Source organism: Vannielia litorea (assembly GCF_018424695.1).
In the GTDB taxonomy this organism is placed as follows: Bacteria; Pseudomonadota; Alphaproteobacteria; order Rhodobacterales; family Rhodobacteraceae; genus Vannielia; species Vannielia litorea_A.
In genome coordinates this window covers 1-15,539 of record NZ_QTNQ01000088.1, presented here as the reverse complement: position 1 = coordinate 15,539, position 15,539 = coordinate 1, and the positions used below count along the sequence as shown (strand labels likewise).

Here is a 15,539-nt window from a genome sequence, read left to right as displayed (position 1 = left end):
CTGCTGGGGTCTCCGTGGGGGGCGACAGCCTCGCCGATGTCGATGTTTCCATCGGCGGTAGCAACGGAATCAATGCCGGGGCGACCGTGGGTGGGGGCAGCGGCAGTACCGCTGAGGTCGATGTGGCCATCGGCGGCGGAACCGGCACTGGCGGAACCGGCGGGACCGGTGGCACGGGTGGAACCGGCGGCACGACGACGCCGGGCACAACCACGCCGGGGGCACAGGGCGTGGTGGCCGGGGTCGACCCGGATGCGCCGATCACGAAGCGGATCATGGTGGGCGACATTGTCGGCACCGCGGTTGTGTCTTCCGAAGGCGCCTTGATCGGTGAGGTCGTGGGCGCCCGGATGGAAAACGGCCGCATCCGCGCGCAGGTGGCCCTTGCGCCGACCCTGGGCGTGAAGCCGAAGTCGGTTTTCATGTCTTTCGGAACGCGGCAGCTGCGCAAGGATATCCTGCGCCTGTCGATGACACGCGACCGGTTTATCCGGAGCGTGCGTAGCAGCTGACCTCGACCCCCCAGTTGATCATTCAGAGCTACGGAAGGGCGCGCCACGCGAGGCGCGCTCTTTTTTGTCAGGCCGGGGCGCCTGTTACCGGGTGATCTGACCCCCGGAAAAGAAACTGTACACCAAGGCCCCAGAGGAAAGCTTGCAACGGGATTCGATTCGGTGCAGGCTCCGCGCAAATCGGCCCCGCCCGGGCCCCTCAAATCGCTGGAATGCCAGCCGGTTGGAAAAAAAGAGGCCGAGACAAGCTCGGCCTAAGTCCAACAGGGAGGTAAAAGACGCGCTGGCCTGAGCCGGTGCGCCTGATGTCTTCTCATATGGGGACCGGGCGATTCCATTCAACCCTAAAAATGCCGCAGGTGCGAATGCCTGCCATGACTGTGGCGCATGGCACACAGGCTAAAGTCGGGCTTTTCTTACTCGGCTGCGGCCTCGCGCACGGCGCGCCTCTGGGCCTGGATCTCGCTGGTCACGAAATCCCGGAAGGCGGCTATCCTCTTGGATTGGCGCAGTTCTTCGGGATAGGCAAGGAACACCGGCACCTCGGAGCTTTCCTCCTCGGGGATCACCCGAACCAGCCCGGGCGTGTCGAGGGCGACGTAATCGGGCAGAACGCCGATGCCGAGGTCGTTTATCACGGCCTGGAGCACGCCGAAGTAGTTGTTGACCGTGAGTCGCTTGGTCACGTCATGGGTGAGGAGCGCCTGGATCATCTCGGCCCCGGCGCGCACCTGTGTGGAGTGCGAGGCCTGGCTGATGAGGCGGTGCCCGGAGAGATCATCGAGGTCGGCGGGCGTGCCATGCCGCTCCACGTAACGCTGGGACGCGTAAAGGCGCATCCGCACGCCCATCAGGCGGCGGCGGATCAGGTCGGCCTGGGAGGGTTCCTTCATGCGGATGGCCACATCGGCCTCGCGCATGGGTAGGTCGAGCACGCGCTCTTCGAGGTTGAGGTCGATCGAGAGATCGGGGTAGCGCTCGTAAAGCGCGGGCAGGCGGGGTGTGAGCCAGAGCGTGCCGAAGCCGGTGGTGGCCGTGACCCGCAGTTCGCCAAACACCTCTTCTTCGCTGTCGCGGATGCGGGCGGTGGCGGTATCGAGGCGGCGGTTCATCACCTGGGTCGCGTCGAACAGCAGTTCGCCCTGTTCGGTGAGAATCAGCCCCCGGGCATGACGGTGGAACAGGGTGGCATTCAGGCTCTCTTCCAGCGCCCGGATCTGCCGTGACACGGCAGATTGCGACAGGCCCAGCGTCTCACCCGCATGGGTGAGAGAACCGGCATCTGCCACGGCGTGAAATATTCTGAGCTTGTCCCAGTCCATCTTTAAATTGTTCACTACTTTCAAACCGGTTTCGGCGCAGCATCCTTATGCACGTCTGTTTCTTATCCGCAAATGTTTAACGCTCGGAGAATTGTGTTTGTAGGTCAGATATTGTGACCTATTATCATATTATGCCCGCTACTGGGAGGAAGCGCGTAATGACTAGGCAGGATGTAAGTCTCACCGATCGTTTCGATCTGGCGAAATCGCCGGTTTTGCTCAATGGCACGCAGGCGCTTGTCCGGCTCATGCTGATGCAGAAGGCCCGCGACAGGGCCGCGGGGCTGAACACCGCAGGCTATTGCACCGGCTATCGCGGCTCGCCGCTTGGCGGGGTCGATCAGTGGATGACCCGCGCCGGCAAGAAGCTGGCCGAGAATGACGTGCGCTTCGAGCCGGGGCTGAACGAAGATCTTGCCGCCACCGCGCTCTGGGGCAGCCAGAACGCCGAGTTGAGGGGCGAAGGCAGGTTCGATGGCGTCTTCGGCCTGTGGTACGGCAAGGGGCCGGGTGTCGACCGCTCCGGCGACGTGATGCGCCACGCCAACATGGCGGGCACCTCGCCCCATGGCGGCGTGCTGATGGCGATGGGCGATGACCATACCGGCGAAAGCTCGACCGTGTGCCACCAATCCGACTGGGCGCTGGTGGATGTGCACATGCCGGTGCTTTCGCCCGCAGGTGTGCAGGAGATCATCGACTACGGCCTCTATGGCTGGGCGCTGAGCCGTTATGCGGGCGTCTGGGTGGGACTGAAGGTGATGAAGGACACGGTTGAGGCCACGAGCGTTGTCGATGGCCGGACCGACAGGCTGGAGTTCGTGACGCCCGATTTCAAGCTGCCTGAGGGCGGGCTGAACATTCGGCTGGGTGACCACTGGATCGCGCAGGAGGAGCGGCTGCTGGCGCACAAGCGCTTTGCCGCAGAAGCCTTTGCCCATGCCAACAAGATCGACAAGCGGGTGCTTGGCCGGGCCGGGGCGAAGGTGGGCTTCGTCGCGGCGGGCAAGAACTGGCTCGACCTTTGCCATGCGCTGGAGCTTCTGGGCGTGGACGAGGCCGAGGCGGAGCGGCTCGGGATCACCACCTACAAGGTGGGGCAGGTCTGGCCGCTGGATATGCAGGGCTTCCACGACTGGGCCGAGGGGCTCGACGTGATCGTGGTGGTGGAAGAGAAGCGCAAGCTGATCGAAGTGCAGGTGAAGGAGGCGATCTTTGATGACCGGCGCGGACGGCGCGTTTATGGCGGGATGAAGGAGGGGGAGGTTCTGTTCCCCACGCATTTCGCGCTTGATCCGAATGATATCGCGCTGGAGCTGGGCAAGATCCTGGTGGAGGAGGGCTGCGGCACCGAGCGGATCGAGGCCGGGATGGCGCGGATCGAGAGCGCGCGAATGGCCGACAATGCGCCCGACATCGCGGCCCGGCTGCCCTACTTCTGCGCCGGGTGCCCGCATAACACCTCCACCAACCTGCCCGAGGGCAGCGAGGCGGGCGCGGGCATCGGCTGCCACTTCATGGCCCGCTGGATGGATCGCTCGACAGACCGGTTCACCCATATGGGTGCCGAAGGGGCAAACTGGATGGGGGAGGCGCCGTTCTCGAAGCGCGATCACCTGTTTCAGAACCTCGGGGACGGCACCTACAACCACTCGGGCACGCTGGCCATTCGCGCCGCGCTGGCGGCGGGCACCAACATCACCTTCAAGATCCTGTTCAACGACGCGGTTGCCATGACCGGCGGCCAGCCCAACGAGGGCGGCCTCAGCCCCCAGCAGATCGCCCGCGAGGTGCTGGCGATGGGGGTGAAGGAGGTGGCGCTCGTTTACGACGAGAAGGAAGATGTGGAGCTTGGGGCCTTCCCGGCGGGGGTGAGCAAGCATGAGCGCGCGGAGCTTCCGGCGGTTCAGGAGAAGTTCAGCAAGATCAAGGGTGTGTCGGCCATAATTTATGTGCAGACCTGTGCGGCGGAGAAGCGGCGGCGGCGCAAGCGCGGCACCTTCCCCGACCCGGACAAACGGGTGTTCATCAACACCGATGTTTGCGAGGGCTGCGGCGATTGCGGGGTGCAGAGCAATTGCGTGGCGATCCTGCCGAAAGAGACGGAGCTGGGCCGCAAGCGCGAGATCGATCAGAGCGCCTGCAACAAGGATTTCTCTTGCCTCAAGGGCTTCTGCCCCAGCTTCGTGACGATCGAAGGCGCGAAGGTGAAGAAGGCGCCGGAGAAGGCGGTGGACTTGCCTGACCTGCCAGAGCCGAACCTGCCGCAGATCGACGGCACCCATAATATCGTGCTCACCGGCGTTGGCGGCACCGGCGTTGTGACCGTGGGCGCAGTGCTGGCGCAGGCGGCGCATATCGACGGCAAGGGCGTGGGCATGATCGAGATGGCGGGGCTCGCCCAGAAGGGCGGCGCGGTGCATATCCACATGCGGATTGCCGAAAAGCCGGAGCTTATCAACGCGATCCGCGTGGGCACCGGCGAGGCCAACGCGGTGATCGGCGGCGATCTGGTGACCACCGCCGGGGCCAAGACTCTCGGGCTGATGCGCGAGGGGCAGACCGGCGCGGTGGTGAACGGGGCCGACATCATCACCGGCGCGTTCACCCGCGACACCGAGTTTCGGCTGCCGCATGACAGGATGGTGCTGGCGCTGGAGGCGCGGTTGAAGGATGGGTTGCATGTCTTTGATGCGCAGGCGCTTTCGCGCGTTGTTCTGGGTGACAGCATCTATTCCAACATGATGATCCTCGGCGCGGCCTGGCAGGCGGGGCTGGTGCCCGTGGCCTATGAGGCGCTGATGCGCGCGATCGAGCTGAACGGGCAGGCGGTGGAGGGCAACAGGCGGGCCTTCGAGATCGGCCGCTGGGCCGTGGCCGAGCCGGAAGCAGCGGCTGCGGTGCTCACGTCAGACGCGCCGCAGGAGAAGACGCTGGCCGAGCGCATCGCCTTCCGCGCGGCGCATCTGGAGCAGTGGCAGGATGCCGAATATGCCCGCCGCTACCGCGCGCTGGTGGATCGCGCGCCCGACGACGAGATGAAACTGGCGCTGGCGCGGGGCTATCACAAGCTGCTGGCCTATAAGGATGAATACGAGACCGCCCGGCTGCTGCTGGAGACCGAGGCCAAGGCGGCAGAGGTGTTTGAGGGTGACATGCGCTTCACCTACCACCTCGCCCCGCCGATCCTTGGCACCACGGGGCCGGACGGCAGGCCGAGGAAGCGGGAATTTGGCCAGTGGATGCGGCGCGGTTTCAAGCTGCTGGCGCGGATGAAGGGGCTGCGCGGCACGCTGCTTGATCCGTTCCGCTTTGGCGCCGAGCGCAAGATGGAGCGGGCGCTGATTGCGCAATATGAGGCCGACATGGGCGAGGTGCTGAGCGGGTTGACGGACCACAACCGTGCGGCGGCGCTCGCGCTGGCAGAATTGCCGCTGACGATCCGCGGGTTCGGGCCGGTGAAGGAGGGCAATGCGGCGAAGGCGGCCAAGCGCCGGGAAGAGCTGCTTTCGGCTTTCCGAAACCCCGAGGCGCCGCTGCGGCAGGCTGCGGAGTAACGCCCTTGGGGCTCAGCCGTCGGGGCCGCCTGTGCCCCATTTCTGCTCGTTCGCCTCGATGGCAGCGATGCGGCGCGCGGCGGGCGGGTGGCTGAGGAACCACGCGGGCATTTTGGCCCCGCCCGCGCCGGTCAGCTTTTCGAGCTTGGAAAACAGCGACTTCTGCGGCGCGGTGCCGATCCCGGCCTTGGTCAGCAGGGCGGAGGCATAGGCATCGGCCTCGAACTCGTCCTGGCGGGAGAGCTTGGCCATGAGCATCGAGGTGAGGCCGGAGGCGATGGCCGCGCCGATGCCGGGCAGGATGCGGTTGAGCACCATGGCCAGGCCGACGCGCAGCGCGTTCTGGCCGGAAAAGTCGATCATCCGGCGGCGCGAATGCCCCAGCGCCACGTGGCCCAGCTCATGGGCGATGACCGAGGCCAGCTCTTGCTCGGTGACCGCGCCCTGCTTCAGCGCGTTGTGAAAGCCCCTGGTGATGAAGATGCGCCCGTCGGGGGCGGCCAGCCCGTTGATGGCGGGCGTCTCGAAGATGTGCACCCGCAGGCGGGGCAGATCGAGCGCACGGGCCATGCGCGCCGTCAGCTTCTCCATCGCCGGATCGTTGAGCGGGCTGCTCTGGGCGTCGAGCTGGCGCGCGGTGCGCCAGGCCGAGAACCGCCAGAGGATCAGCCCGTAGGCGAGGGCGAGGAGGATCGGGGTGAGTTTGAGCATCGCCCAATAGATGGGGGCGTGCGCACCGGAGGGAAAGGGCGTGAAACTGACGCGGCCAAGCGTGAATTTTCAAGCCCCCTGACTTGAGGCGGCCGGAGCGACTCCCCATCTTGAGGACATTCGCTTTTGGAAGACCTTTTTTGACAGAGACTTTGGAGCCACCTCGATGTTGAGCCTCACCCCCACAGCTTCACGCCTCGCCGCTGCGCCAGCCTGGCGCCCGATGGCCGGACGCGCCTGCCTTGCGCTGGCCGCCTTCATCTTTTTCACCGCCGTGAGCGCCTCGGCTCTGCACTTGGGCGAGGGCGGTGGAGTGGAGACGGCACTTTACGCGCTGGCCTTCGGCTTCTTCTTTGCCGTTCCTGCGTTGCTGACCGCCCAGCAAAGCCTTTTCGCCGCCGGCCTAACCCGCGCCTGCCTGTTCGCAGGGCGGGTGCTGGGCGTGGCGTGGCTGGCGGCGATTGCCTGGCTCGTCGGCCTCTACCTCTGAGGTTCAGCCCTCGAAGGTGGCGTCCATCGTGATTTCGGCACCGCCTTCAAGCAGCTTGGAGATCGGGCAGTTTGCCTTCGCCGCCTCGGCGGCCGTCATGAAGGCGGCGGCGTCGATGCCGGGCACGCGACCCTTCACCTGAAGGTGGACCTTCTTCACCGCGAAGCCTTCGCCTTCCTTGTCCATCGAGACGGTTGCGGTGGTGTCGAGCGCCACGGCTTCCTTGCCCGTCTGATCGACGAGGATCTTGGAGAGCGCCATGGTGAAACAGCCCGCGTGGGCCGCGCCGACCAGCTCCTCGGGGTTGGTGCCGGGCGCGTCCTCGAAACGGGTGTTGAAGCCGTACGGCTGCCCGGAGAGCGCGCCGGAGCCGGTGCTGATGGTGCCCTTGCCCTCCTTGATGGTGCCGCTCCAATGGGCCGAAGCCTTGCGATTGATCATCTCTGCCTCCTGTTGGGATGTTGGAACCCGTCAACGTGGCGGCGGCACGGATGTTCCGTGCCGAGGGCAGGTCATTTCCAGCGGCGGTGAATCCAGAACCACTGATCGGGGTCGGCCTCGATCCGGGCCTCCAGGCTGCGGGTGGCGGCCTCTGTCATGGTGCGGGCATCGCTGTGGGGGATCGGCGCCTCCAGTTCCACGGCATAGTCGAGCCCGCCGTTCAGCCGGGTGCCATAGACCGGCAGCATCAGCGCATCGTAGCGCAGCGCCATCTCTGCGGCGGAGGTGGCGGTGCGGGCGGGGTGGCCCATGAAGTCGATCTTCGCGCCGCGCCAGGTGTTCACGTCATGCAGGATCAGAAGCATGCCGCCCGCCTTCAGGTGGCGGATGAAGGCCATCGTGCCCTTGCGCCCCTGCGGAAACACAGGGCGGCCCACCGCCTCCATCGTGGCCACGTAGTGCTGGTTGAAGAAGGCATTGGCCATCGGGCGGTAGAGCCCGCCGAAGTGGTAGCCGGAGGTGTTCAGCCTGGCGCGGGCGGCCTCGTAATTGCCGAAGTGGCCGGTGACGGCGATCACCGCGCGGCCCTGGTCGCGGGCCTCTTCCAGCGCGGGCAGGCCGGGGCCGGAGAGGGAGAAGCTGGCGGCGCGGGCGAAGAAGGCGGGGTTGGAATAGTTCTCCATCAGCACGCGGCCCGCGTTTTCGCAGACCCGCGCGGCCAGCGCGGCGCGGGCGGGGGGCTCCATGTCGGGCCAGACCATGCGGAGGTTGTCGCGGGCGCGTTTGCCGTAGCCCGCGAGCGGCGCGATCAGGTGGCGTGTGAGCTTGCCGAAGGCAGCGATGCGGGCGGGATAGGGCAGCAGGCGGGCCGAGCCGATGAAGCCACGCAAAAGCTTGTCGGTCAGCCAGTCGGCCGCCGTGCCCTTGGGCGGTGGATCTTCGTCGGTGCTGGCGGCCATTGGCCCTCTCTCCCGGTGGTGAGACAGGGTTAGCCGGGGGGCGGCGCGAAGGGAAGGGGCGGGGCCGCTCATCGAGGCCTCGGCGTGCGCCTCGACCACTCTTCGCGGCTGCCGGGGCCTGCCTAGTCCTCGTCGTCGTCAGGGGACAGCAGGATGATTTCGCCGTCGGCCTCCAGGCGGCGGATCTCGGCCACCACCTCTGTCATCGCCTCTTCGCCCTCCTTGTCCTTCACCTTGCCCAGCTCGGCCATTTCCTCGCGCAGGCTATCGGCCATCCGTTTGGACATGTTGTTGAGGATGTGATCGCGGGAGCGGGCGGCCTCCTCACTGGTGGCGGCGGCCAGCGCGGTGACGAGCACGGCCTGGTCGATCCCGCGGGTGATCTTGGGCACGTCGCGGGCGGCGAGACGGTCGGCGATGTTGAGGAAGGTGAAGATGGCCTTCTTCACCTGCTCGGCAAATTCGGCGTCATCCTCTTCCAGCCCTTTCAGCACGTCGTCGCGGGTGCCCGAGGGCGAGAAGTTGAGCACGGCGGCGACGCGCTCGACCGGACCGCCATCGAAGGCGGTGACCGGCTGGGCATCGAACTGGGCGGAGAGGGTGATGCCGATGCGCGCCACCGTCTCCGGCCCGACGCGCCCGGTGCGCGACATGGCGTGGGTGATGCGCCGGGCCTTTTCGCCGGGCAGCTTGCCCAGAAGCTCGGCGGCCTTCGTGGTGGAGAGCTTGGCCAGCACCACCGCGCCCACCTCCACGCTCTCTTCCTCGAGCACGGGCAGCAGCTTGTCGGCGTCGAGGCCCGAGATCCGCTCCCAGGGGTCGCCCTTGGCGGCAACGCCCGCCTCGCGGCGCAGGCGGGCGGCGGTGAGCGGGGAGATATGGCCATCGAGCAGGCCGAGCGCGCCTTCCATAGCGCCGGGAAAGCAGAGGCCCACGCTGTCGAGCTCGGCCTCGAACTCCGCGATCACCTCGGAGAGCGTGTCGCGGTCAACCATGCGCAGCTTGCCCATGGCGTGGGTGAGGTCGGTTTGCATCCGGTCGGACCATTCGGCCAGTGGCAGCTTCGCGCCGCCGTTGACGAGCAGCCGCACGATGATGGCGGCCTTCTCGCGGCGGGTCAGCCGGGTTTGGCGGGAGGCGCGGGGCGCCGCCCTGTCGCCGCCGGTCATGGCGGGCAGGCCGCCACCGGACCCGGCAGAGGCACCGCCGGGCAAGTCGTCAAGATCAGGCAGCCCGCCCACGAGCGGGGAAAGGGAGGTGGACATCAGCGCCTCGCGCCTTCCGCATGGTTCACGTGCCGTGACCCTAGCGGCGGGAGGCTTAAGGCGGGGTTACCGGGCGCGCGGTTTTTGACCCCGCCGCAGGGCCGTCAGCCGGTGGGCGTGATGCAGCTGGAGCTCTTTTCATCCCAGACTTTGCCGTCGGCGCAGGACATGCGCACATGCTGCGAGGAGCATTCGGCGTAGGCGAGGGCAGGGGCGAAGGCCAGCACGAGGGCGGCCAGGGCGGTCTTCGTCTTCATGGGTCTCAATACCTCCTGGTTACCGGCCAAGCCTAGCACGGCCTTCGATTCCGACAAAGCGCGGAGCCGGTAAAAGGCTTTCCGTTACGGAAACGTGAATGGTGCGGTGCAAGGCCGTGAAATGCCCCGGCCGCTGATTGCCGCAGCGACAGGCCGCGCGCATCCCTTTTCACAGGCGCCGGGTGGACGGCTTGGCCCGCCCCAAGGCAGAGCCGTCGCTTCCCCGATACTCCCACCCGGCGCCGCATCAGCACTGCCGCGCAAAGACGTGGCCGCCAGCCAGGAGGAAGATCACAATGTCACATGCCAAAGGCCCCGCCCGCCCCGCGTTTGCCCCGCGCTCGAAACTCTACAAGGGCCGGTTCGGGCGCATCTGCCCCGGCCTCACGCCGTGGGCACCGCCGGGTGTGCCGCCCGAGCAGATCGAGGCCCATTTCGTGGGGTTCGCCAATGAACACATGACCGAGCGCCCCGGCCTCAGCCCGGGCGAGGCGAATGACATCGCCGATGAGCTGGAGGCCGAGTTCAGCTCCGACATCCCGGCGGGCTACACCTATTTCGGCCAGTTCGTGGACCATGACATCACCTTCGATCCGACGCCTCTGGGCGTGGAGCTGACCGACCCCGAGGGGCTGGAGAACTTCCGCACGCCCCGGCTCGACCTCGACTGCGTTTACGGCTCCGGCCCGCATGACCAGCCCTACATGTATGACGGTGCGGGCAAATTCCTGATCGGCGAGATCCCCGGCACCGGGCTGGCAGATCTGCCGCGCAACCCGCTGGGCCGGGCGATCATCGGTGATATGCGCAACGACGAGAACGCGATTGTCAGCCAGATTCAGCTCGCCTTCCTGACCGCGCATAACACCCTGGTGGACCGGGCCGTGGCCGCCGGCAAGGCGGACCCCTTCATGGAGGCGCGCCGGGTTTTGACCTGGCTCTACCAGCACTGCGTCTGGCACGATTTCATCCGCCGGGTCTGCATTGACGAGGTGGTGGACACCGCCCTGCAGAAGGACAAGGGCAAGGATGGCCGGGTGCAGTGGAGCCTCGGGCTGAAAGACGTGTACTCGTGGGAATACAACCCCTACATGCCGCTGGAGTTTGCCGTGGCCGCCTATCGCTTTGGCCATTCGATGGTGCGCAACGGCTACCAGACCAACTTCACCCACAACGCGCTCGACCGGGTGCCGCTGTTCAACAACACCACCTCCGGCCCCGGCGCGGATGAGCCCGACCTGCGCGGTTTCGGCCCGCGCAGCCCGGTGACGACGGTGCAGTGGGACTGGTTCTTCGACATGGGCAACGAGGCGGATTTCTTCCCGCAGATGGCCCGCAAGATCGACACCAAGCTGGCCAATGCGCTGCTGTTCCTCGGCGAGGACGATGGCGACCCGGCCAGCGTGGCCAACAAGCTGGCGGCGCGCAACCTGATCCGCGGCGTGATGATGGAGCTGCCCTCGGGCCCGGACATGGCCGCCAAGCTGAACGTGCCGGTGACGGTGACGCTGAGCGACGGCGAGCCTGCCGCGCTTTGGTATTACATCCTGAAGGAGGCCGAAGGGCAGGGCGGCGCCCGGCTCGGGCGGCTTGGCTCCACCATCGTTTCGGCGGTCTTTGCCGGGCTGCTGAAGGGCGACCCGAAGGCCTATGTCAACGTCGATCCGGGCTGGAGCCCCGAGGCGGAGCTGGCCAGCGGCATGCTGACGGGCGACGACAAGCAGGACAATCCCGACTGGGGGCTTCAGGCGATCCTGCGGATTTCCGGACAGCCGGTGAGCGGCGTGTAACCCTTTCCCCCTCACCAGGCAGGAGAGCCCGGTGGCGTGGTGGCCCGGGTTTCTCCGGGAAAGGTCCGTCCCTTGCGGGGCGGGCCTTTTCTGTTCGGGGGGGCGCATGGGGTGAGCCGCGACCCCGCACGGAATCAAGGCGAAGCCGCCGTGCAGCGCCGTGCCGCCCCCCGGGGCGGCGCTTTGATGAGGCTCGCGCTTATCTCTGAGGTGAGATGACCACCCGACCATAAAGCGCCCCGAACCGCCGTTGGTTGCGCCACCCCACGGGACGGCACTGCACGGCTCACGCGCGCTTTGCTTCAGCCGTCTCTGCGAAGAGAGCCGCAATGTGCCGTGAGCAGCTCCCGCGGCGGGACAAGCAGCGCCCTACGCCTCTTTCGGCCGCAGCACCAGCCAGATCAGCGCGCCGCCTGCCAGCACGAGGAAGGGCGCCATTGCGAGATTGACCGCCGTCCAGCCCGCCTGCGCCGAGCCGCCCGAGCAGTTCATCAGCCCGCCGGAGGCCAGCGAGGCCATTGTAACGCCGCCGAAGACGATCAGGTCGTTCAGGCCCTGCATCCGCCCGCGCTCCTCGGGGCGGTGCGCGCCTGCCAGCATGGAGGTGGCGCCGATGAAGCCGAAATTCCAGCCGAGGCCGAGCAGGATGAGCGCGACGAAGAACTGTTCGAGGTTGACCCCGGAAAGCCCGACAGCCCCGGCCCCTGCGAGGATCACCAGCCCCGTGGCCATGATCTTCTCCACCCCGAAGCGCGCGATCAGGTGGCCGGTGAAGAAGGAGGGCGCAAACATCGCCAGCACATGGGCTGTCACCACATCCGCCGCATCGCCGGTTTCAAACCCGCAGCCGACCACGGCAAGTGGCGTGGAGGTCATCACCAGGTTCATCAGCGCGTAGCTGACCATGGCGCAGATCACCGACACCGCGATGCGCGGGGTCTTCAGCAGTTCCATCCGGCTGCGGCCCTTGGGCGCGTCATGTGCGGGCACTGGGGGGCGGGGGATGTCGAGGAAGAGAAACAGCAGCGAGCCGACGATATTGACGGCGATCACGGCGGCATAGGTGCCGAGGAAGGGGATGACATAGGCCTCGGCGGTGAATTTCACGATCTGCGGGCCTAGGATGGCCGAAGCCAGCCCGCCCGCCATGACGTAACTGATCGCCTTGGGGCGAAAGGCGTCCGATGCGGTGTCGGCGGCGGCGAAGCGGTAGAAGCCCTGCGCCGACATGTAGATGCCGGTCAGCAGCGAACCTGCGAGGAAGATGTAGAAGTTCTGCACGAAGAGCCCATAGGCCCCCACGGCGCCGCCGAGCGCGCCGCCCATGGTGCCCGCCAGAAAGCCCGCGCGCCGCCCGAAGCGCTGCATCAGCGCCGAGAGCGGTGTGGCCGAGAGCATCGAGCCCAGCACGATCAGCGAAATCGGCAGCGTGGCAAAGCAGATGTTGGGCGCAAGGCTCTGGCCCGCCAGCCCGCCGATGGTGAAGATCATCGGCATCTGGCTGCCGAGGATCGCCTGCGCAGCCACCAGCACCGCCACGTTGCGGCGGGCGCGGCTATCGTCTGCGGGGCTGTGCGGGGTGTCGGCGGAGGTGGTCATGGAGGGTATAGAGCCCAAAGCTCAAGCCTGCGCAAGACGCGGCGGGCGCGGCGCTTTGTTGCGGGTTTCGATACTGGTTGTTGCGAGGTCAGCCCTTGGCCGGCGGGCGCGGCGGGCCTAAGCTTCGGGCCGAATGAAGGGGACCGGGGCAAAGAAGATCCTGCTGTTGGCGGGAAGCGGTGAAAGCCGTGCATTGGGGCAGGCGCTGGCCTGGCGCGATGACTTCGATGTCGAGATCCGTCTGGCGCGGCAGATGCGCGGGCGCGATTTTCCGGTGCCCGCCACGTTGGGCGGCTTTGGCGGCGAGGCGGGCTTTCGGGCGCATATTGAAGAGGCCCGGCCAGACGCGGTGATCGACGCGACCCACCCTTATGCCGAGGCCATCACCCGGCGCACCGCACAGATCGTGCCCGAGATGGGCCTGCCGCTGCTGCATTTCGAGCGCCCGCCCTGGGTGGCGGGCCCGGGGGATGACTGGACGGAGGTGGCGGCGCCGGAAGATCTGCCCGCGCTGATCCCGGAAGGCGCCTGCGTGTTCCTCGGCACGGGGCGGGCCGGGCTGGAGCGCTTTGCCGGCCTGGAGGGCCGCCGCATCATCTGCCGCCAGCTCGACATGGCCGACGGGCCCTTTCCCTTCGAGGGCGGGGAGTTTCTGCTCTCGGTGCCGCCCTTCACCGCCGAGGGCGAGATGAAGCTGTTCCAGCGGCTCGACGTGGATTGGCTGGTGGTGAAGAACGCGGGCGGCGAGGGGGCGCGGCCCAAGCTGGAGGCGGCCCGGGCGATGGGCCTGCCGGTGGCCATGCTGGCGCGCCCGCCGGAGCCCGTGGGGGTGGCGCGGGCGGAGACGCTGGAGGCGGCGATGGCCTGGGCCGAGGCGCTGTGAGCGCGGGCGTCGGGCGGATCATCGAAACACCGGCCTGCGTGGCCGAGGGGGCAGACTGGCTCGCCGCGAACTGCCCGAGGATGGCGCACGCGCTGGACGCCTGCGGAGAGGTGCCGCTGCGGCGGCGGGGCGATGGGTTCGAGGCGCTTCTATCAGCGATCGTCAGCCAGCAGGTGAGCGTGGCCTCGGCCGCCGCGATCTGGGCGCGGGTGGAGGCGGCGGGCTTTGCCGATCCGGCGCAGGTGCGGGCGGCTTCGGAGGAAGAGTTGCGCGCGGTGGGCCTTTCTCGCCCCAAGGTGCGCTATGCCCGGGCGCTGGCGGAGGCGGAGATCGACTATGCCGCGCTGCGCGACGCGCCGGACGAAGAGGTGGTGGCGGTGCTGACGGAAGTTCCCGGCATAGGGCGCTGGACGGCGGAGGTATACGCGATTTTCTCGCTGGGCAGGGCCGATGTTTTCGCGCCCAACGACCTTGCGTTGCAGGAAGCCGCGCGGATGCTCTACCACCTGCCGGAGCGGCCCTCGGAGAAGGCCCTGCGCGCGCAGGCCGAGGCCTGGAGCCCGTGGCGGGCGGTTGCGGCGCGGCTGTTATGGGCCTACTTCCGGGTGGCGAAGCAGAGAGAAGGGATCAGGTAGATGGCACCGAGAGAGCTGAAGGTGGGGCGGGTCGCGCCGCAATCGGGGGCCGTGAAACAGGTGGTGATTTTCCTGCACGGCTATGGCGCCGACGGGAATGACCTTCTGGGCCTGGCACAGCCGCTTGGCGCCCATATGCCCGACACGCTGTTCTTGGCCCCTGACGCGCCCGAGCCCTGCCGCAACAACCCGATGGGCTACCAGTGGTTTCCGATCCCGATGATGGACGGCTCCTCGGAGCAGGAGGCGGCCACCAGCTTTGCCCAGTCGGTGGAAGACCTGAACGTCTTTCTCGACGGGGTGCTTGAGGCCGAGGGGGTGACCCCCGACCAGGTGGCACTCATCGGCTTCTCTCAGGGCACCATGATGAGCCTGCACGTCGCCCCGCGCCGCGAGGCGCCCTTTGCCGGCCTGGTGGGCTTCTCGGGCCGCCTGCTGGAGCCGGAGCGGCTGAAGGCGGAGATGAAGAGCAAGCTGCCGATCCTGCTGGCCCACGGCGATCAGGACCCGCTGGTGCCCTTCGAGAGCATGGGGATGGCCGCCGAGGCGCTGAGCGAGGCTGGCTTTCCGGTCTATACCTTCACCATGGAGGGCACGCCGCATGGGATTGCGCCCGAGGGCCTGAGCCAAGCCTTCGCGTTCCTGCGGGAATTTCTGCTGAAGGATGGGTAGGGGAATGGTGGGTTTCACCCACCCTACAGCATGATCGCTCCGTCGGGATCGGTGATGGAGCAGTTCGGCGTGACCTCCCCGGAGTTCATCGCCGAAACTGCCATTGCACGGGTCTGGCGGGTGCGGCGGGGCAGGGGGCTGGCGGCGCTTAAGGTCTGGCATGATCCGTCGATGGTGAACGAGGCGGGCGGGGTGGAGTATCTTTCCATCCGGTCCGAGCAGGGCGCGGTGCGGCTGTTTGCCCGCGCCGAGGGGGCGCTGCTGATGGAGTGGCTGGGCGGGCCGTCTTTGGGCGATCTCGTGCGTGACGGGCGCGATGGGGAGGCGACGGAGGGTCTGGCGGGCGTGGCAGCGCGGCTTTGGCGGCAGCCGACGGTCTGGCCAGGCGCACGGGTTGTCAGCGCGGAGGACTGGTGCCGGGCGCTTTTCGCGGTGGAGTTTGGCCC

At 67.3% G+C, this 15,539-nt stretch carries 15 protein-coding genes; 8 read left to right on the top strand and 7 right to left on the bottom strand.

Annotated elements, in window-relative coordinates; all coding sequences use genetic code 11:
* Positions 1-512 (top strand): hypothetical protein (locus DYI42_RS20235; RefSeq protein ID WP_213548439.1); only part of this gene is annotated, 512 nt, incomplete at its 5' end.
* A 416-nt stretch (positions 513-928) separates the two neighbouring features.
* Here DYI42_RS20235 and DYI42_RS20230 read toward each other — a convergent pair.
* Positions 929-1,834 (bottom strand): LysR family transcriptional regulator, encoded by a 906-nt coding sequence (locus DYI42_RS20230; RefSeq protein WP_213548437.1) that lies wholly within the window; start codon positions 1,832-1,834, stop codon positions 929-931.
* A gap of 158 nt (positions 1,835-1,992) precedes the next feature.
* Here DYI42_RS20230 and DYI42_RS20225 point away from each other — a divergent pair, with 158 nt between their 5' ends.
* On the top strand, positions 1,993-5,391 hold the full coding sequence (locus tag DYI42_RS20225; RefSeq protein WP_213548435.1) for an indolepyruvate ferredoxin oxidoreductase family protein: 3,399 nt from the start codon (positions 1,993-1,995) through the stop codon (positions 5,389-5,391).
* 12 nt (positions 5,392-5,403) lie between these two features.
* Here DYI42_RS20225 and DYI42_RS20220 read toward each other — a convergent pair whose 3' ends face one another.
* Positions 5,404-6,102, bottom strand: coding sequence for a M48 family metallopeptidase (locus DYI42_RS20220; RefSeq protein WP_213548433.1), 699 nt, complete (start codon positions 6,100-6,102; stop codon positions 5,404-5,406).
* Positions 6,103-6,268: 166 nt separating this feature from the next.
* On the opposite strand from DYI42_RS20220, the gene DYI42_RS20215 reads away from it, so the two are divergent.
* Positions 6,269-6,592 carry a hypothetical protein gene (locus tag DYI42_RS20215; RefSeq protein ID WP_213548431.1) on the top strand — a complete coding sequence of 108 codons (324 nt, stop codon included), beginning with the start codon at positions 6,269-6,271 and terminating at the stop codon, positions 6,590-6,592.
* A gap of 3 nt (positions 6,593-6,595) precedes the next feature.
* Here the strand turns inward: DYI42_RS20215 and DYI42_RS20210 are convergent, their stop codons facing one another.
* From DYI42_RS20210 to DYI42_RS20195, 4 genes are all read right to left on the bottom strand, one after another.
* Positions 6,596-7,033, bottom strand: a complete 438-nt coding sequence (locus DYI42_RS20210; protein ID WP_213548429.1) for an OsmC family protein — start codon at positions 7,031-7,033, stop codon at positions 6,596-6,598.
* A gap of 71 nt (positions 7,034-7,104) precedes the next feature.
* Positions 7,105-7,992, bottom strand: a complete 888-nt coding sequence (locus DYI42_RS20205; protein WP_213548427.1) for a lysophospholipid acyltransferase family protein — start codon at positions 7,990-7,992, stop codon at positions 7,105-7,107.
* A gap of 122 nt (positions 7,993-8,114) precedes the next feature.
* A complete protein-coding gene (locus DYI42_RS20200; protein ID WP_213548442.1) occupies positions 8,115-9,161 on the bottom strand; it encodes a FliG C-terminal domain-containing protein in 1,047 nt (348 codons plus the stop codon).
* 200 nt (positions 9,162-9,361) lie between these two features.
* On the bottom strand, positions 9,362-9,514 hold the full coding sequence (locus DYI42_RS20195; protein ID WP_213548425.1) for a hypothetical protein: 153 nt from the start codon (positions 9,512-9,514) through the stop codon (positions 9,362-9,364).
* A gap of 296 nt (positions 9,515-9,810) precedes the next feature.
* On the opposite strand from DYI42_RS20195, the gene DYI42_RS20190 reads away from it, so the two are divergent.
* Positions 9,811-11,304 (top strand): peroxidase family protein, encoded by a 1,494-nt coding sequence (locus DYI42_RS20190; protein WP_213548423.1) that lies wholly within the window; start codon positions 9,811-9,813, stop codon positions 11,302-11,304.
* Positions 11,305-11,673: 369 nt separating this feature from the next.
* On the opposite strand, the gene DYI42_RS20185 is transcribed toward DYI42_RS20190, so the two are convergent.
* Positions 11,674-12,903 (bottom strand): MFS transporter, encoded by a 1,230-nt coding sequence (locus tag DYI42_RS20185; RefSeq protein WP_213548421.1) that lies wholly within the window; start codon positions 12,901-12,903, stop codon positions 11,674-11,676.
* Positions 12,904-13,036: 133 nt separating this feature from the next.
* Between DYI42_RS20185 and DYI42_RS20180 the strand changes: the two genes are divergently transcribed.
* The 4 genes from DYI42_RS20180 to DYI42_RS20165 form a co-directional block, all read left to right on the top strand.
* Entirely contained in the window at positions 13,037-13,786 is a 750-nt protein-coding gene (locus DYI42_RS20180) for a precorrin-6A/cobalt-precorrin-6A reductase (protein WP_213548420.1), read from the top strand.
* The gene (locus tag DYI42_RS20175; protein ID WP_342344706.1) at positions 13,783-14,421 is read left to right on the top strand and encodes a DNA-3-methyladenine glycosylase family protein; all 639 of its coding nucleotides are present in this window, start codon (positions 13,783-13,785) and stop codon (positions 14,419-14,421) included. Before DYI42_RS20180 ends, DYI42_RS20175 begins: the two co-directional genes overlap by 4 nt.
* Positions 14,422-15,093: an alpha/beta hydrolase gene (locus DYI42_RS20170; protein WP_213548419.1), complete on the top strand. Its 672-nt coding sequence runs from the start codon at positions 14,422-14,424 to the stop codon at positions 15,091-15,093.
* A 30-nt stretch (positions 15,094-15,123) separates the two neighbouring features.
* The coding region (locus DYI42_RS20165; protein ID WP_244868051.1) for an aminoglycoside phosphotransferase family protein at positions 15,124-15,539 on the top strand (416 nt) is incomplete at its 3' end.

Bases quoted from the DNA above. Each gene is read 5' to 3' on its own strand.
- DYI42_RS20230 (WP_213548437.1), bottom strand. From the start codon at position 1,834: ATGGACTGGGACAAGCTCAGAATATTTCACGCCGTGGCAGATGCCGGT.
- DYI42_RS20225 (WP_213548435.1), top strand. From the start codon at position 1,993: ATGACTAGGCAGGATGTAAGTCTCACCGATCGTTTCGATCTGGCGAAA.
- DYI42_RS20220 (WP_213548433.1), bottom strand. From the start codon at position 6,102: ATGCTCAAACTCACCCCGATCCTCCTCGCCCTCGCCTACGGGCTGATC.
- DYI42_RS20215 (WP_213548431.1), top strand. From the start codon at position 6,269: ATGTTGAGCCTCACCCCCACAGCTTCACGCCTCGCCGCTGCGCCAGCC.
- DYI42_RS20210 (WP_213548429.1), bottom strand. From the start codon at position 7,033: ATGATCAATCGCAAGGCTTCGGCCCATTGGAGCGGCACCATCAAGGAG.
- DYI42_RS20205 (WP_213548427.1), bottom strand. From the start codon at position 7,992: ATGGCCGCCAGCACCGACGAAGATCCACCGCCCAAGGGCACGGCGGCC.
- DYI42_RS20200 (WP_213548442.1), bottom strand. From the start codon at position 9,161: ATGACCGGCGGCGACAGGGCGGCGCCCCGCGCCTCCCGCCAAACCCGG.
- DYI42_RS20195 (WP_213548425.1), bottom strand. From the start codon at position 9,514: ATGAAGACGAAGACCGCCCTGGCCGCCCTCGTGCTGGCCTTCGCCCCT.
- DYI42_RS20190 (WP_213548423.1), top strand. From the start codon at position 9,811: ATGTCACATGCCAAAGGCCCCGCCCGCCCCGCGTTTGCCCCGCGCTCG.
- DYI42_RS20185 (WP_213548421.1), bottom strand. From the start codon at position 12,903: ATGACCACCTCCGCCGACACCCCGCACAGCCCCGCAGACGATAGCCGC.
- DYI42_RS20180 (WP_213548420.1), top strand. From the start codon at position 13,037: ATGAAGGGGACCGGGGCAAAGAAGATCCTGCTGTTGGCGGGAAGCGGT.
- DYI42_RS20170 (WP_213548419.1), top strand. From the start codon at position 14,422: ATGGCACCGAGAGAGCTGAAGGTGGGGCGGGTCGCGCCGCAATCGGGG.